This is a genomic window from Leisingera sp. NJS204 (assembly GCF_004123675.1).
In the GTDB taxonomy this organism is placed as follows: domain Bacteria; phylum Pseudomonadota; class Alphaproteobacteria; order Rhodobacterales; family Rhodobacteraceae; genus Leisingera.
In genome coordinates this window covers 1,552,363-1,573,524 of record NZ_CP035417.1, presented here as the reverse complement: position 1 = coordinate 1,573,524, position 21,162 = coordinate 1,552,363, and the positions used below count along the sequence as shown (strand labels likewise).

Annotated in this window: 17 protein-coding genes; 7 read left to right on the top strand and 10 right to left on the bottom strand. The window is 61.4% G+C overall.

Features of this window, described 5'->3' with window-relative positions; genetic code table 11:
• Positions 1–38: 38 nt before the first annotated feature.
• The gene (locus tag ETW24_RS07710; protein WP_129370483.1) at positions 39–1,028 is read left to right on the top strand and encodes an MBL fold metallo-hydrolase; all 990 of its coding nucleotides are present in this window, start codon (positions 39–41) and stop codon (positions 1,026–1,028) included.
• A gap of 82 nt (positions 1,029–1,110) precedes the next feature.
• On the opposite strand, the gene ETW24_RS07705 is transcribed toward ETW24_RS07710, so the two are convergent.
• Positions 1,111–1,311 (bottom strand): hypothetical protein, encoded by a 201-nt coding sequence (locus tag ETW24_RS07705; protein ID WP_129370482.1) that lies wholly within the window; start codon positions 1,309–1,311, stop codon positions 1,111–1,113.
• A 347-nt stretch (positions 1,312–1,658) separates the two neighbouring features.
• Complete coding sequence (locus ETW24_RS07700; RefSeq protein WP_129370481.1) at positions 1,659–2,510, bottom strand: HalD/BesD family halogenase; 852 nt, start codon at positions 2,508–2,510, stop codon at positions 1,659–1,661.
• 403 nt (positions 2,511–2,913) lie between these two features.
• On the opposite strand from ETW24_RS07700, the gene ETW24_RS07695 reads away from it, so the two are divergent.
• Both ETW24_RS07695 and ilvN read left to right on the top strand, forming a co-directional pair.
• Positions 2,914–4,665, top strand: coding sequence for an acetolactate synthase 3 large subunit (locus tag ETW24_RS07695; protein ID WP_129370480.1), 1,752 nt, complete (start codon positions 2,914–2,916; stop codon positions 4,663–4,665).
• 86 nt (positions 4,666–4,751) lie between these two features.
• Complete coding sequence (gene ilvN / locus ETW24_RS07690; RefSeq protein WP_129370479.1) at positions 4,752–5,312, top strand: acetolactate synthase small subunit; 561 nt, start codon at positions 4,752–4,754, stop codon at positions 5,310–5,312.
• A gap of 33 nt (positions 5,313–5,345) precedes the next feature.
• Here the strand turns inward: ilvN and ETW24_RS07685 are convergent, their stop codons facing one another.
• The gene (locus ETW24_RS07685; protein WP_129370478.1) at positions 5,346–5,702 is read right to left on the bottom strand and encodes a hypothetical protein; all 357 of its coding nucleotides are present in this window, start codon (positions 5,700–5,702) and stop codon (positions 5,346–5,348) included.
• Between the two features lie 235 nt (positions 5,703–5,937).
• On the opposite strand from ETW24_RS07685, the gene ETW24_RS07680 reads away from it, so the two are divergent.
• A complete protein-coding gene (locus tag ETW24_RS07680; RefSeq protein WP_205877381.1) occupies positions 5,938–6,735 on the top strand; it encodes a helix-turn-helix domain-containing protein in 798 nt (265 codons plus the stop codon).
• A 2-nt stretch (positions 6,736–6,737) separates the two neighbouring features.
• Here the strand turns inward: ETW24_RS07680 and ETW24_RS07675 are convergent, their stop codons facing one another.
• The 3 genes from ETW24_RS07675 to prfB form a co-directional block, all read right to left on the bottom strand.
• The gene (locus ETW24_RS07675) at positions 6,738–7,508 is read right to left on the bottom strand and encodes a DUF2189 domain-containing protein (protein ID WP_129372874.1); all 771 of its coding nucleotides are present in this window, start codon (positions 7,506–7,508) and stop codon (positions 6,738–6,740) included.
• 198 nt (positions 7,509–7,706) lie between these two features.
• Positions 7,707–9,116, bottom strand: a complete 1,410-nt coding sequence (locus ETW24_RS07670; RefSeq protein ID WP_129370476.1) for a calcium-binding protein — start codon at positions 9,114–9,116, stop codon at positions 7,707–7,709.
• Between the two features lie 197 nt (positions 9,117–9,313).
• On the bottom strand, positions 9,314–10,441 hold the full coding sequence (prfB, locus tag ETW24_RS07665; protein ID WP_129370475.1) for a peptide chain release factor 2: 1,128 nt from the start codon (positions 10,439–10,441) through the stop codon (positions 9,314–9,316).
• A 224-nt stretch (positions 10,442–10,665) separates the two neighbouring features.
• Here prfB and ETW24_RS25085 point away from each other — a divergent pair, with 224 nt between their 5' ends.
• Positions 10,666–13,128, top strand: coding sequence for a Hint domain-containing protein (locus ETW24_RS25085; protein WP_129370474.1), 2,463 nt, complete (start codon positions 10,666–10,668; stop codon positions 13,126–13,128).
• On the opposite strand, the gene ETW24_RS07655 is transcribed toward ETW24_RS25085, so the two are convergent.
• From ETW24_RS07655 to ETW24_RS07640, 4 genes are all read right to left on the bottom strand, one after another.
• Complete coding sequence (locus tag ETW24_RS07655; protein WP_129370473.1) at positions 13,122–15,623, bottom strand: penicillin-binding protein 1A; 2,502 nt, start codon at positions 15,621–15,623, stop codon at positions 13,122–13,124. The two genes, ETW24_RS25085 and ETW24_RS07655, sit on opposite strands and share 7 nt — an antisense overlap.
• Before the next feature lie 129 nt (positions 15,624–15,752).
• A complete protein-coding gene (locus tag ETW24_RS07650; protein WP_129370472.1) occupies positions 15,753–16,541 on the bottom strand; it encodes a phosphodiesterase in 789 nt (262 codons plus the stop codon).
• A 9-nt stretch (positions 16,542–16,550) separates the two neighbouring features.
• The gene (locus ETW24_RS07645) at positions 16,551–17,780 is read right to left on the bottom strand and encodes an N-acetylmuramoyl-L-alanine amidase (RefSeq protein ID WP_129370471.1); all 1,230 of its coding nucleotides are present in this window, start codon (positions 17,778–17,780) and stop codon (positions 16,551–16,553) included.
• 73 nt (positions 17,781–17,853) lie between these two features.
• On the bottom strand, positions 17,854–18,999 hold the full coding sequence (locus ETW24_RS07640; RefSeq protein ID WP_129370470.1) for a pyridoxal phosphate-dependent aminotransferase: 1,146 nt from the start codon (positions 18,997–18,999) through the stop codon (positions 17,854–17,856).
• Positions 19,000–19,021: 22 nt separating this feature from the next.
• Between ETW24_RS07640 and ETW24_RS07635 the strand changes: the two genes are divergently transcribed.
• Both ETW24_RS07635 and ETW24_RS07630 read left to right on the top strand, forming a co-directional pair.
• On the top strand, positions 19,022–20,377 hold the full coding sequence (locus ETW24_RS07635) for a M48 family metalloprotease (RefSeq protein ID WP_205877379.1): 1,356 nt from the start codon (positions 19,022–19,024) through the stop codon (positions 20,375–20,377).
• Positions 20,374–21,138 (top strand): DsbA family protein, encoded by a 765-nt coding sequence (locus ETW24_RS07630; protein WP_129370469.1) that lies wholly within the window; start codon positions 20,374–20,376, stop codon positions 21,136–21,138. The genes ETW24_RS07635 and ETW24_RS07630 overlap by 4 nt, the downstream gene beginning before the upstream one ends.
• The last annotated feature ends 24 nt before the right edge of the window (positions 21,139–21,162 follow it).

The following is a 21,162-nucleotide window of genomic DNA, read 5'->3' as shown; positions in this document are numbered from 1 at the left end:
CAATGCGGCGGCCGGAAAACACCAGGGAGACAGAACCAATGGATGAGCAAAGGAAAAACCTCGATCCGGTGAGGCTGGACGGGCGCAAAGATGATCTGGCACCGGGGCTGTCGCGGCGCAGTTTCTTTGCGGCGGCAGGTGCCGCAGGTGTGGGCACTGCCGCCAGCCTTCTGGGCAGTACCAGCGCCCAGGCGCAATCCACCGACTGGCTGCAGCCCGGCAACAACAACCATGTGATCGACCTGCAGAACGCAGGGTCATTCACCGATGGCGAGGTCAAAATCGATTTCTACGGCCATTGCGCCTTTAAGATCACCTCACCCGGCGGCACCTCGATCCTGTTCGACCCGTGGCGCGATGATCCGTCGGGCGCGTGGGGGCTGTGGTTCAAGCAGAAATTCCCGGAGACACTGGTTGACATCACCATGTCCACCCACACCCATTTTGATCACGACGCCATTGACCGGCCGCAATCAACCATGGTGCTGGACCGGATGGTAGGCACATTCGAGTTCGCCGACATGAAGATCACCGGCTACGCCGACAAACACGCCTGCGTGGCGCCGGGCTGGTATCCGTGGACTGATGCGCTGGCCGAATTCGGGGTTGAGGCCTGCCCGCCCAATAACCCGGGCCATATGGATATGGTGACCTACGTGGTGGAAACCGGCGGCATCCGCACGCTGATCTGGGGCGACAACCGGCCTGACCCGGCAGACGGGTTCTGGGATGCCATTGGCCGGATTGATGTGCTGACCCTGCCAGTGGATGGCTCCGAACACATCCTGTCCTATGCCCAAGCCAATGCACTGGTTGAGCGGATCCAGCCCAAGGTGGTGATCCCCACCCACTACTTGTCGGAGACCACGACCTATACGCTGTCGACCCTGCAACCGGCGGATGCCTGGGTGAAGGATCAGAAAAGCTTTAAGATGCTGGACAATGCGTCGCTGTCGCTGGCCGCCGCGGATGTTCAGGGGATGGATAAGGAGTTCCTCTATTTCGGGCACAACGCGCTGACGGAGTAATCCTCGGCATTGCTGCAACAATGTTGTGCCCGGCTGGCCGGGTGCCCTCCCCCAGGGCGCCCGGCATCGGCCCATTGCCGGATCACCTGGATAAAAACCGCCGCTGCGGGAAACCTGTCTGGGCATAGATTTCCCAGATCTTCTGTTCAAGATCCGACGCGCCGATCTGCAGGCAATTGTCCCGGAAGTTCCAGGTCGTAACTTGCGCATATCCGCCGGTGCGGCCCAATGCGCGTTCCAGCGCGGCATCAAACTGCCCCGGCCGGGTGACGGTCTCCGCCATGTGGTGAAGGTCCGAAGCGCCGTTAATAATGGCCGACGTGTGGTGCAGGAAGCCTTCAGAACGTCTTGCAGGATGGCGATGCCGCTGAACCGCGTGGTGCCGGTCTCATGCGGGTTGCTGCCCTGGAAAAGACCGCGACCGCACTTGCCGGAAGGCTTGCCCGTTCCCGCTCCTGCCGATGGCGGAACCGCCGCTGATCCTTGAAATTCTGCTGCAGCCGCCCTTAGAAACGCTTGGCGTATTGGAGCGGAACCATGTCTGTGCGGAACGGGCGGCTGCCAATCGCGCTCAAACTGCGGATCCCCATGGGTTCAAGGTGCCCTTGCCGCCAAAGGGTCAAGCAGCAATCAATCCCGCAACGCGTCAGCGCGCAGGCCTTCACGTTCGTAATGCCGCGGCAGTACCCGGCCATAAAGCTGCTTGGTGCGCTCAACCCCGCCGCACATGCCTTCCTTTTCGACAAAGGAGAAGATACCGACAAAGCGCCTGCGCGGACCCTCGACAGGGGCGACCCGGTGCAGCGAATAGCGGCCGCGGAAAATCTGCAAGTCTCCGGGCTGCAGCACCAGTTTGCGCACCAGCGGCGAACCGCCCGCCAGCACCCGCGCCACGCCGTCATAATTCTCATCCGCTGGGGTGCGCAGCATCGGAGCATATTCGAAATCGCCGCCCGCCTCGCCGTTTTGGATCGCCAGTGTCACCGTGTAATTGTTGGTGTCGAAATGCCAGGGAAAGCCCTGCCCCTCCTCGACCATGTTGATGATCACATCGGCCAGCGGATCGTCATAGCGGAAAAACCGGTCCTCTGGCTCCCCCAGAGCGGTGCGGATGAAGGGCATGAAACCGGAAAACTCATAAATGGCGCGCAGCGGGCTGTCCGCACCGAAGTTATCCGCCGGAATAAAGGCGTTGGAGCGGTCATAAAATTGGCGCACCGGGTGGGTTTCCGGCAGCGCCGGGTCGTCTTTGGAGAAATAGGCATTGGTGCGGCTGAAAGATTTGTGGCCGTTCTCCGCCACCGCATCGGCTTCAGCAGCCAGCATGGCAATACCGTCCTGATGCACAAATCCCGGCAGCACCGCACAGCCATCCGCCCCCAGATCGCGCTGCAGATCCGCAATCAGCCGCGCAAAAGCTTCGGAGCCGGGCCGGTCGATCGGATAACGCCCCAAATCGACCAGATCAGAAAGTTGAACCATTTTCGCATCCTTCCCTGTGCGCTCTTTTGAGTTAAGCCTGCCCGCGGAAAATCTGCTGATCTTGCAAAAACGGGACACCGGCGTGCCGGTTTTGAACGATTCCGCATCACTGCGCCCCTCTGCCTTCGCGGAAATGTCGCTGCACCCAGGCCTCAAGCAAGAAAATGTCCCCGCACAGCGCTTTTTTGATACCTTTGGCGGTTGACGCCCCTGTCCAGCGCCCATAATGTCGCCCGCAACGCAAGAAGGAGCCTGTGGCCGTGACCACCCTAGTCGTAATCGTAGGAACCAAGCGCATGGGCCGGTAACGGTAAACCATAATCGAACCCATGCGCCTCCGACTTGAAATCGGGGGCTTTTTTTATGCGTAACGGACGATGCCGCCAATTGGAGCAAAAAGCAGATGACACGTGAAATGACCGGCGCAAAGATGGTTGTCCAAGCCCTGAAGGATCAGGGTGTGGATGTAGTCTTCGGATACCCAGGCGGCGCCGTGCTGCCGATCTATGACGAGATCTTTCTGCAAAACGACATCCGCCACGTGCTGGTGCGCCACGAACAGGGCGCGGTGCACGCCGCCGAGGGCTATGCCCGCTCCACCGGCAAACCCGGCGTTGTGCTGGTGACCTCGGGCCCCGGTGCCACCAATGCGGTGACCGGCTTGACGGACGCCTTGCTTGATTCCATCCCGCTGGTGGTTCTGACCGGCCAGGTGCCGACCTTCATGATCGGCTCGGACGCCTTTCAGGAAGCCGATACCGTCGGCATCACCCGCCCTTGCACCAAGCACAACTGGCTGGTCAAGGACACCGATGCGCTGGCCGGCACCCTGCACGAAGCCTTTCATGTCGCCACCTCGGGCCGTCCCGGTCCGGTTCTGGTCGACATTCCCAAAGACGTGCAGTTTGCAAACGGCACTTATAACGGGCCTAAACCCGCCGCCTCCCATTATCAGCCGCAAGTCAAAGGCGACATGGAGGAGATCACTGAACTGGTTGCAGCCCTTGAGACCGCTGAACGCCCAGTGTTCTATACCGGCGGCGGCGTGATCAACTCCGGCAATGCCGCCAGCCAATTGCTGCGCGAACTGGTGGACGGTACCGGCATCCCGGTGACCTCAACCCTGATGGGGCTGGGCGCCTATCCGGCCTCGGGCAAAAACTGGCTGGGAATGCTGGGGATGCACGGGCTGTATGAGGCCAACATGGCGATGCACGGCTGTGATCTGATGATCAATATCGGCGCCCGCTTTGACGACCGCATTACCGGCAAGATCGACGCCTTCAGCCCGAACTCGAAGAAGGCGCATATCGATATCGACCCCTCCTCGATCAACAAGGTGATCCGGGTCGATATCCCGATCGTGGGCGATGTGGCGCATGTTCTGGAAGACATCCTGAAGGTCTGGAAGTCGCGCGGCCGCAAGGTGAACCGCGAGGCGCTGGCCAAATGGCACAAACAGATCGACGAATGGCGCGCGGTGAACTGCCTGGACTTCAGGAATTCGGAAAAGACCATCAAACCGCAATATGCGCTGCAGCGCCTGGAAGAGCTGACCAAGGGCCATGACCGCTACATCACCACCGAGGTCGGTCAGCACCAGATGTGGGCGGCGCAATACCTGAATTTCGAGGATCCGAACCGCTGGATGACCTCGGGCGGGCTTGGCACCATGGGTTATGGTTTTCCGGCCTCGATCGGCGCCCAGATGGCGCATCCGGACGCGCTGGTGATCAACGTCGCGGGCGAAGCCTCCTGGCTGATGAACATGCAGGAGATGGGCACCGCGATGCAGTTCCGCCTGCCGGTGAAACAATTCATCCTCAACAACGAGCGCCTGGGCATGGTGCGCCAGTGGCAGGAACTGCTGCACGGCGAGCGCTACTCGCACAGCTGGTCGGAATCGCTGCCCGATTTTGTGAAACTCGCCGAGGCTTTCGGCGCCAAGGGCATCTGTGTCAGCGATCCCAAGGACCTGGATGATGCGATCATGGAAATGATCGAATTCGACGGGCCGGTGATCTTTGATTGCCTGGTGGAAAAGCACGAGAACTGCTTCCCGATGATCCCGTCAGGCAAGGCGCATAATGAGATGCTGCTGGGCGAGGCCGATACGCAAGGCGTTATCCAGGCCGGCGGCGCAGTGCTGGTGTAACGCGGCAGCGCCGCAAATTTCTTCGAAGAAATTTGCCAGGAAAATTCGAATTTTCCTGGCAGCGACATACGAGAGAAAGGCACGACATGTCTGCCCTGCATATTAAAAAAGGCTCCACCCGCCATTCCGCCTATAACCTGCGCCCGACGTTTTCGGATGTGCAGGAGCGGCACACAATTGCGGTTCTGGTGGAAAACGAACCCGGTGTTCTCGCCCGTGTCATCGGGCTGTTCTCGGGCCGCGGTTACAACATTGAAAGCCTGACCGTGGCCGAAGTTGATCATACCGGCCATCTATCGCGCATCACCATCGTCACCACCGGCACCCCGCAGGTGATTGAACAGATCAAGGCCCAGCTGGGCCGGATCGTTTCGGTGCGCGACGTGCATGACCTGACCGTCGAAGGCGTGGCCGTAGAGCGCGAGCTGGCGATCCTCAAGGTCGCCGGTGAAGGCGAAAAACGCGTCGAGGCGCTGCGGCTGGCGGATATCTTCCGTGCCAATGTGGTTGACAGCACGCTGAACAGCTTTGTTTTCGAGATCACCGGCGCGCCGGAAAAGATCGACGCCTTTGCCGATCTGATGCGTCCGCTTGGCCTGTCCGAGATTGCCCGCACCGGTGTCGCTGCGCTGCTGCGTGGAATTTGACCCTGCAGCCGGCCCGCGCACGGGCCGGCAGTCTCAGCCCCGGCCTACATGAAGCGGCGCCGCAACGCGCCGCTTTTTTACGGAATGCTGCGGAAAGGGCACCACGATTCCTATATCCTGCCCTGCCGCCGCCGTTTCGGCGCCGCGTTCCGCTGCCGCGCACAGCCGATCTGCCAGGCCCGGGCTGCCCTGTTCCAGCAATACCGCGAGATTTTCCGCAATCCTGCAATTGCCGCTCAAAGTTAGTTCAAACTCAACCCAATCGCCCGGATTCAGTTCCTGGAAGTCTTCCCCTGGCTTTTTAGTGTAAAAAGCCAGGTCACCCTGATCATCGCACCAAATAACGGCTTTGTTCAGGGATTCATCACTCCATAAGATGACTCCAATCATACCAGTCCTCGCATTGCCGCATTCCAATTCTGGAACAATTGAGGTGACGCCAACATGCTAAAATACGCGCTGCCCTATTGCATTTTGTGTCGGCTTGACTAGCCTGGTGACGTGAATTAGCAACAGGCGTGACGCTGATCGGGTTCAGCGGCGCGTACTTCTCCGGCAATTTCTTGCGTAAAGCGCTGCCAGATAGTGCTAAATACCAAAATCAGCCACGCCATCAGGGGCAATGATGACCAGCCACACACGATCCCCCGCCGACCTGAGAAACATGTTTGGCGCCAATTTGCGTCAATTGTCACGGCAATATCCGTCGATTTCGGAACTGTCACGGCAGCTGGGGATCAACCGGACCCAATTCAACCGGTATCTGTCCGGCGAGAGCTTTCCGCGCCCGGATGTGCTGGACCGCATCTGCCAGTTTTTCGAAGTGGATGCCCGCATTCTGCTCGACCCGGTGGAAAAACTGTCAAAAACCGGCCAGGTCATCAACGGTGCCTTTCTCGCCGATTTCCTGGGCCGCGGTGTGCTGCAGCTGAGGGAAGAGTTTTTCCCGTCCGGGTTCTACCGCTTCACCCGCCGCAGTTTCATCAATGATGAAAAATTCGTCATTGGCCTGGTCTATGTTTTCCGCGACGCAGGCGTGACATACATAAAGGGCTTTGAAGCCAAGGAGGCGATGCGCAGCCAAGGCCTGCCCGACAGTCCCGGTGTCCGCGAATTCCGCGGCTACATCAGCGGCCACGAGGACGGTGTCGCCTTTGTCATCGCCCGCCGCAATGCCATGACCTATTCCTTCAACTATCTGGCCCGGGTGGCCTCGCTGGAGAACAACTTCTGGTCCGGTTACGTCGCCCGCACCGTCCGGGAAAACGAAACCGGCGAACGGGTGACGCGGATGGTCTATGAACATCTTGGCCGGGACACCAATCAGGTGCTGGCTGCCGCCCGCAGCGCAGGGTTCGCCAATGAGGCAGAGCTGCTGCCCTTTCACCAGCGGCTGCTGCACACCGGCCAGCCTTTCTGCTGACCCTATTCAGCAGCAGCCTGGCGGTAGATGTGCCAGGTGGCGTGACCAAGCAGCGGCAGCACCAGAAACAGCCCCAGGAACCACGGCAGCAGCGCGGCAAAGGTCGCGGCCGCAATCAGACCGGCCCAGATCATCATCACCAGAAAATTCTGCTGCACATATTGAAAACTTGTGATCATCGCGGTGACAAAATCCACCTCGCGGTCCAACAGCAGCGGCAGTGAAATCACCGTGATCATGTAAAGCAGCAACGCAAACAGCGCGCCGACTGCGGTGCCGACGGCCAACATGGCCAGCCCGTTGGCGGTCAGGAAAACCTCGGCTGAACTGGAGATATTGGTCATTGTGGCATGGCCCATGAACAGGGCGAAAATCATATGGCCAAGGAAAAACCAGAACAGGAACACCACAATGATGATGGCGCAGATAGACGGCAGCTGACGGCGGCTTTGCTGCAGAACCACGCCCAGGATCCTGCCAACCGCTATCCCTCTGCCCTGCTCCAGGCGGTGCGAGACCTCATATAGGCCCACCGCTGCAAAGGGACCGATCAGCGGAAAGCCGATCGCCGCAAGAACCAGCCAAAAAGTGGTACCGGTCTGAACCGTGGTCCAGGCCATGGCCCAGCCTGCCAGCACATAAAAGCCCGCAAAAAACAGCCCGTAAACAGGTTTCGCCCGGAAGTCCGCCCAGCCCCGGCGCAGTGCCTCAAACAGCATCTGCGTCGAAATCGGCCGCAGCGGCGGCACCCCAAAGGGCTTTTCGGTGGTCATCGCGGTCTGTCCTCCCATTTGGTGTTTTTGCCAGCCTAGCCGCGATCCCGGTGTTAAAAAATGCCTTCCGGATGTATATTATCAATTACCCTGCGGGATCAGCGTTGCGGCCTGGCCTGTCAGGTCCTGCCCGGATCCCGTGCAGAGCAAAGACGGGCCTTCCGGTCCGCCTTCTGTCCCGGAAAATTCAGTTTGCAGTCAGACAAACATGAAATCATCAGCGGTCAGGCCAAGCCCGGCCTCGCCGTGCAGCCGGATAGTTCCGCCATCATGGGTGATCAGACGGTCGCCGCCGTCATCCTCGATAACAAGGCTGCCAAGGCCGCCGCTGTGCCCCCTGATTTGCAGGATATCGGTGCCATCCATGAAGTCCCTGACCAGATCATCGCCGCTGCCTGGCGCAAATACAAATGTGTCGGCGCCGCCGCCGCCCTTCAGCGTGTCATTGCCGCCGCCGCCGTTCAACGTATCCGCACCGCCGCCGCCGATCAGCCTGTCCGCACCGCCGCCGCCGTTCAGCGTATCACCGCCAGCCAAACCAAAAAGCCGGTCATTGCCGCCCTTGCCGGCAAGCAGATTGGCCCCGCCATCCCCCGACAGCCTGTCGCCCTTCGAGGTGCCGGTCAGGTTTTCGATGCTGGTTTCCTGAAAGAACCCAGCGCCCTCCGCATCCAAATCGCCGCCCGGCGCTCCCGGGTTCTGCCAGGCGCCACCGGAGTCGAGCGTAAACTGCACACCGGTTGCGAAATTCGAGAAATCAACAGTGTCTCTGCCGCCGCCGCCCTGAATGTTCAGTCCGAAACCGGGATCCGTCTCCGAGACTTTCACGACGTCCCTTCCTTCGCCCAGCCGAACCATGCCAGCGCCGCCAGAGCCGATTTCGACCGTATCCTTGCCGTCGCCGGTTGAGATCAGCTCAACCCACTCCTTGCCGGTGCGGACACTGTCCTTGCCATCCCCGGTACGGACGATGCCGGCGCCGCTGGCACCGATCACCACCGTATCATCGCCGCCAGAGGTGCTGACATATTCGGCAAACCCCTTGCGGACCACCACCTTGTCATCGCCGGCTCCCGTGCGCACGGTGCCCGCCCCGCCGGTGCCAATGGTGATCACATCCCCCTTAGCCCGATCCGCATCACTGCTGCCCAGGCCGGTTTCGATGTTGAACACAAAGGCATTTCCGGTTTTTACGATGTTTTCCTCAGCAAACAGAATGATGGAGAACGTGCTGCCGTCCTGATTGTTGCCCAGTTTGACCTCGTGCTTCCCTCCGTCCCAGCCGTTGATCTGGCGTATGCGGGTGGAGTCCAGTTCCACCACGGAATTGTACCCGACTTCCAGATAATCAATCCGGCGGCCTGCGCCGCTGTCCATATCAGTGATCGTCGTCAGGTTGTCCTCGGCGGCATTACCAAACCGGACGATCTTGGCCGTCCAGTCCTCGCCGGTAAGATCAAGGTTCGCGACAAGGCGGTTTTCAGGGTCGCTCTCAAAGACATTGTAGGTGTTCATGAACCGGTCGAACCATTCGACCTCACTTTGACCTTCAAGCCGGGGGATCATAGTTTCACCGTCAAAGGTCAGATTCAACTCTACCGTGGCCATGGCAAAGTCCTCCTCGTTAAATAGCTGAAATTGTTAAAACGGGGTTTCACTACCGGAAACAATGCCCGGAACCCCCAGGGTTTAGTGTATCATGAGTTGACAATAAAATGAACGCGCACGGAAAAAGAGCCTCGGGGCGGGCACCCTGAGGCTCTTTCATTCTGCAGCTGGCGCGCCGTTTGCAGCGCGACGCCGGATCAGTCCTCGCCCTGCGCCTCCGAGCGGCTTTTACCGGCGACATTCATCGCCAGCGTTGCGCCCATAAACCCGTCCAGATCGCCATCCAGAACACCCTTGGTATCCGAGGTCTCGTGGCTGGTGCGCAGATCCTTCACCATCTGGTAGGGCTGCAGCACGTAAGAGCGGATCTGGTTGCCCCAGCCTGCATCGCCTTTGGCCTCGTGGGCGGCGTTGATCGCCTCGTTGCGGCGGTCCAGCTCCTGCTGATACAGACGCGATTTCAGCGCCTTCATGGCAATGTCGCGGTTTTGGTGCTGCGATTTCTCAGAGGAGGTCACGACAATGCCGGTCGGGATGTGGGTAATCCGCACCGCCGAGTCGGTGGTGTTCACGTGCTGGCCGCCCGCCCCCGAGGAGCGGTAGGTATCGACCCGGATATCAGAAGGGTTCACGTCGATCTCGATATTGTCGTCCACCACCGGGTAGACCCAGACCGAGCTGAACGAGGTGTGCCGCTTGGCCGCCGAGTCATATGGCGAGATCCGCACCAGCCGGTGCACGCCGCTCTCGGATTTCAGCCAGCCATAGGCGTTGTGGCCGGAAATCTTGTAGGCGGCGGATTTGATGCCCGCCTCGTCGCCTGCGCTTTCGGATTGCAGCTCGACCTTGTAACCCTTCTTCTCGGCCCAGCGGACATACATCCGCGCCAGCATCGAGGCCCAGTCGCAGCTTTCGGTGCCGCCCGCGCCTGCATTGATTTCCAGGAAGGTGTCATTGGCATCGGCCTCGCCGTCCAGCAGCGCTTCCAGTTCCTTCTCGGCAGCCTTGTCCTTCAGCGCGCTCAGCGCGGCCTCGGCATCCTTGATGACCTCTTCGTCCTCTTCCATCTCGCCCAGCTCGATCAGCTCGATATTGTCGGAAAGGTCTTGCTTGATGCCCTTGTAGGTATTGATCGCATCCACCAGCGCCTGGCGTTCGCGCATCAGCTTCTGGGCCGCGTCCGGATCGTCCCACAGGTTAGGGTCCTCAACCCGCGCGTTGAATTCCTCCAGCCGGAATTCGGCGGTTTCCCAATTCAACCGCTGGGCCAGCAGCTCAAGCGATTTCTCGATGTCCGCCACGATGTTCTGGGTTTCCGCGCGCATGGGAGGTCCTTGCAATCTAAGATCAGGCTTGCGTGATAAACCACCCTTGCGCCGCGGGCAAGCGGCCAGACCCTGCACCGGCCCGCCAGCCGCTGCGGAAAAACCAACTAAAATGCCGCGCGTTTTCCAAAGCCGGAAATACGCGGAATTAACGCGGCCTGCTTGACTTTGGGATCTGGAACGCGCGAGCAGCCTGCCCGCTGCGAATTTGAGGAATTGGGACCATGCCCAGCGGGTATCTTGTCCAGCTTGGAGACGGATCGCTCGATCACGGCGATACGATCACGTCCACCTATTCCTCCTTCACCACGGACCAAAACCTGGGCGCCGGCAATTGGAGCTGGACCGGCTCGCACGGCGGCACGCCTTACACCAATGAGATTGAAAGCGGGGTTTATTATCTCGGCGCTGACGGCAACGTTTATTTTGTGCCGGATCTGGGCCCGCCTGACTCCTTCAGTTCGGCCAGTGCAGACAGCCCGCCCGCCTATACAGACACCGATGGCCCGGTCGAGGGCACCAGCGGCGCAGATAACATCGACAGCAGCTACACCGACAGCGATGGCGATCAGATCGACAATGGCAGCGGCGGCGGCGCCTCGGGCAATCAGGACACGGTTGAGGCCGGCGCCGGCGATGATACCGTTGATGCCGGTGCGGACGACGACATGGTGTTCGGCGGTGACGGCGATGACAGCCTGGAAGGCGGCGCAGGCGATGACACGATCTATGGCGACAGCAGTTCTGAGGCCGGGCTGGCAGAGACCCAGGAAAGCATCGATGACTCCAATGTCACCGACACCAGCAGCGGCTTCACGGTCACGGCCAAGGACCTGTCGGGCACTGCCAATGCGGCCAATATTGACTATTACGATGGTGCATTTGGCGTTGCCGGGGCCATCTCCGATTCCGACAGCGGCGTTGACGCGCAGATTGGATATGACAAAGCATCAGGCATTTCCGAAGAGCTGATCGTCGACTTCGATCAGGATACAACCGACGCCAGCTTCACCTTCAAGCACCTGTTTTCCGATAGTCACGGTGAAGAAGGCCATTGGGCGGTCTACAAAGATGGCGTCCTGGTCGCCCAGGGGGATTTCACCGAAGATGTGGCCGGAACAGGCACCGGGACCGTCGACATCAACGGTTATGGCGCTTTTGACCAGCTGGTCCTGTCGGCCAACCTGCAAACCGATGGCACCGACGGGTCCGACTACACGATCTCGAACATCACATTCACGGTGCCGCCGGAGGACCCCGCTGATGGTGATGACAGTATTTCCGGCGGCGGCGGCGATGATCTGATCTATGGCCAGGGGGGAAGCGACACAATCTCCGGCGGCGCGGGAAATGATACGCTTTATGGCGGCAGCGGCAACGACACGCTTTGGGCGGGAACCGGAGATGACCTTGTCTATGGCGGGGATGGCAACGACCTCTATGACACGGACGAGGGTAACGATACCTTCTATGGCGAAGGCGGGGACGACTGGGTTGCAGTTTGGGCAAATCCTGATGGCGAAACCCTGGTGGGCGGCGAAACCGATGAAACCTCCGGCGACATGCTGGAGCTCTATGGCGACGGCACCGGTATAAACATCACCTTCACGGGTGATGAAGCAGGCTCTTTCTCCGTCGGCGGGGATAGCGTCACTTTCTCGGAGTTCGAACGCTACTACCTGCATTCCGGTGACGATACGCTCAATGCGTCCATCGGAACCTCGGATATCTGGGTCAAAGGGGCCGCAGGCGACAACAGTCTGACCGGCGGCAGCGGCAGCGACACCCTTCTGGGTGAAGGCGGCGGTGATACACTGGAAGGCAACGCCGGAGCCGACTCCATCGACGGTGGTTCCGGTGATGACAGCCTGATCATCGGTGAGGGCGACACAGCCTCGGGCGGTGACGGCGACGATTATTTCACCATAGTCGACACCGGCGACAGCGGCAGCAACAACCTGACCGTCACCGGTGGCAACACCGGGCAAACCACCGGCGACACGCTGGATTTCAACGGCCAGCTTGACAAGGGCACGCTGAACATAACCGACAACACCGGCGGCAGCCTGACCGGCACGGCAACACTTCTGGATGGCAGTGTGGTCAGCTTCTCGGGTATCGAGAACATAATCTGCTTCGCAGCCGGAACCAGAATTGCCACCACCGCAGGCCTGCGCGCCATCGAAACGCTGCAACCGGGCGATCAGGTGATCACCCGCGACAATGGTTTGCAGCCTGTGCGCTGGGTCAGCCAGTCCACTGTCCCTGCGACGGGTAACCTGGCCCCGGTGCGGATCCCGGCCGGGTGTTTCGGCGCTGAACGCGACCTGCTGGTGTCACCGCAGCACCGGATGCTGTTTTGCGGCGCTGCTTCAACTTTGCTGTTTGACGAAAACGAGGTTCTGGTCCCGGCGCTGCATCTGGTCAACGGCCGCACTGTCCGGCAGGAAACCGGCGGCACAGTCACCTATGTGCACCTGTTGTTCGACCAGCACGAAATCATCTATGCCGAAGGCGCGCCCTCGGAAAGCTTCCATCCCGGCGCCCAGGCCGTCTCAACCCTGGACGATCCGGTGCGCGAGGAACTGTTCCGGATCATGCCCGATCTGCGCTGGAACACGGGAAGTTATGGCGCCACCGCGCGCCAGGTTGCAGCGCGTCACGAGGCAGCGCTTTTGTTTCAGTAAAGCCCGCCGGAACTGATAGTGCCAAAGGTCGCCTTGGGCCCCAGCACGGCGGTGCCGCCGCTGGAGGTGGTCACTTTGCGCCCCGATTCCTGCACCTCTTCGATCAGCGGCAGGTTCGATCCCATCGCAAAGCCGCCATCATAGGTCAGGCCGAAGATCGGCTCGGCGCCGTCGCGGAAATACTCGGCCACCACATAGGCGCCTGACGCATTGTCGGGCAGCCGTGCGCCGGTATAGCGGTCGATCTTGATGAAATGGCCGCCTTCCGGCACGTCGAACGGGCCGCCGCCAAACTTCTCGGTGGCCTTTTTCATGAACTGCTGGAACACCGGGCCGCACATGGTGCCGCCATAGGCGCCGCGGCCCATCGGACGGGGCTGGTCAAAACCCATGTAGCAGCCGGCCACGATGTTGGAGGTGAAGCCGACAAACCAGACATCGCGGGAATCATTGGTGGTGCCGGTCTTGCCCGCAGTGGGCACCGGCAGGTTGATCACGCTCGACGCGGTGCCCCGGTCCACCACGCCCCGCATCATCGAGGTCAGCTGATAGGCAGTGATCGGATCCATCACCTGTTCGCGGTCGGTGACAATCCGCGGCGCCTGGCCGGGGGCCAGATCCGGGTCTGCGCATTCGACACAGTCACGGTCGTCATGCCGGTAGATGGTGCGCCCGAAACGGTCCTGCACCCGATCCACCAATGTGGGCTGCACCCGCTCACCGCCGTTGGCGAACATCGCATAGGCCGCGACCATCTTGTAAAGCGTGGTTTCCTCGGACCCCAGCGAGTTGGCCAGGAAGGCGCCCATGTTGTCATAAACGCCAAAGCGTTCCGCGTATCCCGCGACAACCGGCATACCGACCTCCTGTGCCAGGCGGATGGTCATCAGGTTCCGGCTCATCTCAATGCCCGTCCGCAGCGGCGTCGGGCCATAGAATTTGTTCGACGAGTTCTTGGGCCGCCACAGACCCTGCGGCGTGTTGATCTCAATCGGGGCGTCCACCACGATGGTCGCCGGGCTGTAACCGCTGTCCAGCGCCGCCGCATAAACAAACGGCTTAAAGCTGGAGCCGGGCTGGCGCAGCGCCTGGGTCGCGCGGTTGAACACAGAATGCTGGTAGGAAAAGCCCCCCTGCATCGCCAGAACCCGGCCGGTGTTCACGTCCATCGCGACAAAGCCGCCCTGCACTTCCGGCACCTGACGCAGCGACCAATGGCTGAACGTGCCATCTTTTTCCTCGGCCCGGACCAGCACCACATCGCCGCGGGTGAAATTCGCGGCAAAGCTGCCCTGCATCCATTTGATGTCAGAACGCGGCACCGTGCCCGTGCCCTCATTGTCTTCGACACCGACGGTCAGAGATTTATCACCAACGTCCAGCACCACGGCCGGGTACCATTTGCCGCCCAGTTCAATGTCCCGGGACACGTCGGCACTGGCCAGTGCGGCACGCCAGCTGGCCTCATCAGCCAGCTGCGCCTCCTCCAGCGTCACGCCGGTACCGCGCCATTTCCCGCGCGAGCGGTCGTACTTCTGCAAACCGCCGCGCATCGCCAGCGCCGCCTCGGCCTGCATTTCGTGGTCGATGGTGGCACGCACGGTAAAGCCGCCGGTAAAAAACTCGCCCTCGCCAAAGTCCTGTGTCAACTGGCGGCGGATTTCATCGGTAAAGTAGTCGCGCGGCGGCAGCGCAGTGCGGAAGCCCTCGAAATCGCCGTTCTGCACCGAACGCAGCGGCTGTGCCACCTCGACGCCGTAGACATCCCGCGAGATATAACCGTTCTCGCGCATCTCCCGCAGCACATAGTTGCGCCGCGCCAGCAGCCGTTCCTTTTGGCGCACCGGGTGGTAATCCGACGGCGCCTTGGGCATTGCAGCCAGCGTTGCCGCCTCATGCGGGGCCAGCTCGCCAAGGGTCTTGTTGAAATAGGTCTGCGCCGCCGCCGTCACGCCATAAGAGTTCTGGCCCAGGAAAATCTCGTTCAGATACAGCTCCAGGATCCGCTCCTTATTAAGCGTCTCCTCCAGCCGGGTGGCAAGGATGATCTCCTTGATCTTGCGCTCGGCGCGGCGGTCGCCGGACAGCAGGAAGTTCTTCATCACCTGCTGGGTGATGGTTGAGGCGCCGCGCACATTCGCCCCGCGCGAGCGCACCGCCTCAATCGCTGCCGCAGCAATACCGCGGGCATCATAGCCGCCGTGGCTGTAAAAATTCTTATCCTCCGCCGAGATAAAGGCCTGTTTCACCAGATCCGGAATGTCCGCCGACGGTGTGAACAGGCGCCGCTCCTTGGCGAATTCGTCGATCATGTGGCCTTCGCCGGAATAAATCCGGCTGATGGTCGGCGGCTGATACTGCGACAGCGAGTCGTGGCTTGGCAGATCGCGACCGTAGATCCAGAACACCGCGCCAATGGTCAGCGCCACCATCGCCACCCCAAGGGTGAGGGTGCTGAAGATGGAACCAAAGAAGGAGAGTATGAACCTAAGCACGGGTTTGGCCTTTCTCGCGAGGTGCCGCCTATATAGGTGCGGCAGTCCCCCGGGTCAAAACAGGAAACAGCGGATATATGCCAGAGAGATGGGAGAATTCTAGCACAATTCCCCGCCCTGTGCGGTGTCTTACGTGACGGGAGCACCCAAGCCGTAGTCACAGAACTGGAGTTGCTGCAGGGTCAGCCCGCCTGGGCTGTGCTCCAGCACCGTCAGCGCCGGGGCCTCGGCGGCAGGTCTGAAGCTGCTCCAGCCCCAATCAGGGCACGGTGGTGGCGCCTGGTAAAGTACTGATTTTGCAGTGGTAAAGGAAATGCCCCGCGCTGTTCCGGAGCAGGGCCGGTGCACATGCCCCGCCAGCAGATGCAGCACGTTGGAGTAACCGGAAAGCAACGTCAGCAGCGCGTCCCCGTTTCGCAGATTGTCCGGATCCAGCATCGGCAGTCCCAGCATCATCGGCGGGTGATGCATGGCCACGATGGCGGGCCGCCCGTTCAGCGCGTCCAGCTCTGTCTTCAGCCAGCGCATCCGCTCTGCGCAGAGAACACCCGCAGCCGCGCCCGGAATCAGCGTATCCAGGCACAGCACAGAAAGATCCCCGAAATCGCACCGGTACTGGATAAACCCGGGCATTGCGGTTCCCGGCAACGGCAGCACCGCACGCAGCGCCGCCCGGTCATCATGATTGCCGGTCATTGGCAGAACCGGCATCGGCAAGCTGTCAAGAAACCCCTTCAACGCCTTGTAATTCTGCGTCGTTCCGGTTTCCACCAGGTCGCCGGTGATCAGACAGGCGGAGGCATCAGGATGGTGCTTGGCGATAAAACCAACCGCAGCCTGCAGCCGCAAACGCGGGTCATGCCCCAGCACCAGCCCCTCAGCCTCGAAATGCAGATCCGACATCCAGATGAGTTTCATCGCTGCCCCCTATTGCCGCACCAGCGTGCGGCGGGCGTCGTCCTGCGCGCGCCAGGTAATCAGCCCGTTCAGAATGCCGCGCGCGGCCTGGGCCCGCCAATCCGGATCCACCAGGTTCTCAAGGTCCCGCTTGCTGGACAGAAAGCCGATCTCAACCAGTACCGAAGGGATATCAGCCGACTTCAGCACCGAAAACCCGGCCGAGCGCAGCGGCCGGTTGTTGATCGGCCGCCCCTGCCCCCGCAGCCCGTCAATCAGCGCCACCGCCAAGGCATCGCTACGCGGCTGGGTCTCTTGCCGGGCCAGATCCAGCATCACCGCCGTCACCTTGTCGTCCGCTTCGCTCAGGTCGGTGCCGGACAGCAGGTCGCCGCGCAGGTGCCGCTCTGCCAGCTTGGCCGAGGCCACGTCGGAGGCTTCCTTGGAAAGGGTATAAACGGTAGAACCATGCGCCCGGCCCTCGGAAATCGTATCGGCATGCAGCGAGATGAACACATCCGCCCCAGCCTGATGCGCCATGGCAATGCGGCGTTCCAGCGAGACAAAGTAATCGTCATCCCGGGTCAACAGCACAGTGAACTGGCCGGACCGAAGCAGCGCTTCGCCCAGCTCCCGCGCGAATTGCAGCATCAGATGTTTCTCAATGACCACCTCGGTCTCCGCCCCTGGGTCAATGCCGCCATGTCCGGGATCAAGCATCACCAGGAGCGGTGCATTTTCATCGCGCGCGCCCTTGCCCGGCATGGATTGCGGCGCAGGCAGATCCCAGCGCGGATCCTGCGGGGCGCCGGCGCTGGCGGCAAACTCTTCCGCCGTGGCAGGCGCAAGCGATACTGCCAGCCGGGCGGCGGCGGTCACCTGGTCCACAGTCATAGCTGCCGTGGAAACCTTCATCGGCTCTGCCAGCTGCAAAACCAAACGCGACCAGCCTGGCACATAGGTGCCGAATTGCGCCGCGGTGATCTGCTCGCTCTGCAGCAATGTCTCCGCCGTCAGCCCGGTCCAATCGACCTCCTGGAAATCCAGCACCAGCCGTGGCGGCTCAGCCAGGGTGAACAGCCGGTACGGAACCCCCTGGCTAAGGCCCAGCGTGATCTCGGCGCCCCGTCCGGCATCGCGGGTGTGGCTGGCCTCCGCATCAACGCGCGCCAGCCCGCTGAAGCCTTGCGCCCAGGCCCCGGTCTCAGTCCCCGCTGCCAGCAGCCAGATCAGCGTTATGAAGGAAAGCAGTCTGCCCATGCCTGAACCCCGGTTCTTGGTTTTCGGCGCAGACTAGGCAATTCCGCCCGGATTGAAAATCCGCCTTCTGTGGTCAGCCGCGCGCGGCCATGAATTTTTCCAGCCGCGCCAGCCCTTCTTCAATATCCGCCGTCGATCGCGCATAGGAGAACCGCAGTGTGGTGGCGCCACGAACAAGGTCAAAATCCAGCCCCGGCGTCACTGCAACACCCGCACTATCAAGGATTTCCGCGGCAAAGCTGCGGCTGTCCGCGGTCAGGTCCGACACATCGGCATAGACATAAAACGCCCCGTCCGGCGGCGCGATTTTGGTGAAACCGGCCTTAGGCAGCCCGTCCAGCATCAGCTGGCGGTTCTTTGCGTAGACGGCCAGGTTTTCGCGCATCTCATCCTCGCAATCAAGCGCCGCCAGTGCCGCCACCTGACTGGCGTGCGGGGCGCAGATAAACATGTTCTGGGCTATGCGTTCCACCACCCGCACGTGATCCTCGGGCACCACCATCCAGCCCACCCGCCAGCCGGTCATCGAGAAGAACTTGGAGAAAGAGTTGATCACATAGCATTCATCCGTCAGCTCCAGCGCGGTGACCGCCTTCGCCTCATACTCCAGCCCGTGATAGATCTCGTCGGAGATGAAACTGGCGCCCTCACCCCGCGCCGCGTCGATCAGATCGCCCATCGCGGTACGGTCCAGCATGGTGCCGGATGGATTGGCGGGCGAGGCCACCATGAGGCCCGCCAGATCCTGCCCCTTCAAATCCTCGGCCACTGGCTGCAGCCGGTTTTCCGGTGCGGTCTGAATGTCCACCGGCGTCAGCCCCAGCGCCTTCAGAATCTGCCGGTAGGACGGGTAGCCCGGCGCGCCAATCCCCACCCGGTCGCCGCTGTCGAACAGCGCGGTGAAACTCAGCAGAAAGGCGCCGGAGGAGCCCGGCGTCACGATCACCCGATCCGGATTGAGATCAACATTATACCAATCGCCGTACAGCCGCGCGATGCGCTGGCGCAGCTCCGGCAGACCCAGTGCAACAGTATAGCCCAAAGCATTGTTTTCCAGCGCATTCCCCAGCGCCTTCAGCGCACCGGAGGGCGCCCCCGTCGATGGCTGGCCCACCTCCATATGGATGATATGGCGGCCGGCTTCCTCGGCCTTGCGGGCGGCCTCCATCACGTCCATCACAATAAACGGATCAACGCTGGATCGGCTTGAGTTTCGCATTCTGATCTCCCATGGTGCGCGCATGAGTTTTGACCGTTTCTTCCGGCTGGCGTCAATCCCGGCTCTTGTGCTTTGCGCGCTGTTTCAATTTGCAGCGGCGGCGCAGGCGGCGTCGATCTCGCTGTTGCGTGACCCGGACGTGGAACACGGTCTGAACAAGCTGGCGGCACCAGTGCTGCGGGCCGCGGGGTTGAATGCGAACCGGGTCCGGATTCTGCTGGTCAACGATTCCGCCTTCAATGCCTTTGTCTTGGATTCGCGAACGATATTCGTGAATTACGGGCTGATCCTCAAGGTGACCTCCCCCGAGATGCTGCAGGCGGTGATCGCCCATGAGGCCGCCCATATCACCAATGGCCACCTGGCGCGGCGGATGCAGAACCTGCGCTCGGCCAGCAGCGCTGCCGGTTTAGGCGTGGCGCTTGCGGTTCTGGCCGCGGCTGCGGGTGCGGGCGACGCCGCGGGCGGCATTGCCATCGGCACGCAGAATTCCGCGCTGCGCAGGTTTCTGTCCCATACCCGCGCCGAAGAAAGCTCGGCCGACCGTTCTGCCGCGGATTACCTCAACCGTGCCGGCATCAGCCCGCAGGGGCTGGTTGATCTGCACCGCGCCTTTGCCGGTCAGGAAGTGTTGAGTGCCGGCAGCCAGGACCCCTATACCCGCTCGCATCCCTTAAGCCGCGACCGTATCCGCGCCGCCCAGGCCTATCTCGCGGCGCATGGCGACAAGGGGCAGACCAGTGCCGAGGCGCAATACTGGTTCGCCCGGGTGCGCGGCAAGCTGTCGGGGTTTACCCGTGCCCCGAAATGGACCCTGCGCCGGGTGCGCGAGGAACAGTACAAAGACGTGCGCCTGATGCGCGAGGCCGCCGCCTATCACCGGCAGAGGAATTTAAAGAAGGCCCTGAAGGCGGTGAATGGCGCGCTGGCGATCCGGCCCTCCGATCCCTTCTATCATGAGCTGAAGGGACAGATCCTGATAGAGAACCGGCAATGGGGCGCCGCATTGGCGGCCTATGGCAAGGCGGTGAAACTGGCCCCCAAGGACCCGCTGATCCTTTCCGGTTACGGGCGTGCGCAGCTGGCCGCGGGCCAGCCGAAAGCGGCGCTGCAATCCATGGAACGCGCCCGCGCCATCGATTTCCGCAACCAGGTGCTGCTGCGCGACATGTCGCTGGCCTATGCCAAGACCGGCCAGCGCGGCCTGGCGGCGCTGGTCACCGCCGAACGCTATGCCTTGCAAGGGCGTCTGGATGACGCCGGAATTCATGCCAAACGGGCCGTCGCCCAGCTGCCTGCAGGATCCGCCGCCGCGCGGCGGGCACAGGATGTGCTGGCGGCCTATGAACAAGCTCAGAAAAGGAAAAGACGAAAATGAAACCCTTTACCCGCGCTGCCACGGCGGCAGCCACTGCCCTCGCCCTGCTGAGCACCCCGGCGCAGGCGCTGGACCTCAGCAATATGTCAGAAGCCGAACGTGAGGCTTTTGGCGAACAGATCCGTGCCTATCTGCTGGAGAACCCCGAGCTGATCCTGGAAGCGGTTGATCTGCTGGAACAGCGCCAGCAGCAGGCCGAGGCTGTCCGCGATGACACGCTGGTCACAGACAATCTGGCAGAGCTGCAGAACGATGGTTATTCCTGGGTCGGCGGCAACCCGGATGGCGACATCACCCTGGTTGAGTTCATGGACTACCGCTGCGGCTACTGCCGCCGGGCAGCCCCCGAGGTGGAAAAGCTGGTGAAAGGCGACGGTAATATCCGCCTGGTGATCAAGGAGTTCCCGATCCTGGGCGAAGCCTCGGTGCTGTCGTCGCGCTTTGCCGTGGCAACCAAACTGGTTGCGGGGAATGACGCCTATAAGCAAGTGCATGATGCGCTGATTGAATTCGGCAGCGAGCCGAACGAGGTGGCTTTGCGCCGGATCGCGGACGGGCTGTCATTGGATGGCGATGCGATCTTTGCCAAGATGGACAGCGAAGAGGTGACGGCCGAGCTGCGCCAGACCCGCGCGCTGGCACAGAAGATGGCAATCTCCGGCACCCCGACCTTTGTGCTTGGCAATGAACTGCTGCGCGGCTACCTGCCCGCCGACCAGATGGAAATCATAGTGGCTGAAATCCGCGACCAGCAAAGCTGACGCCTGACGACGAACCGGCGGAAC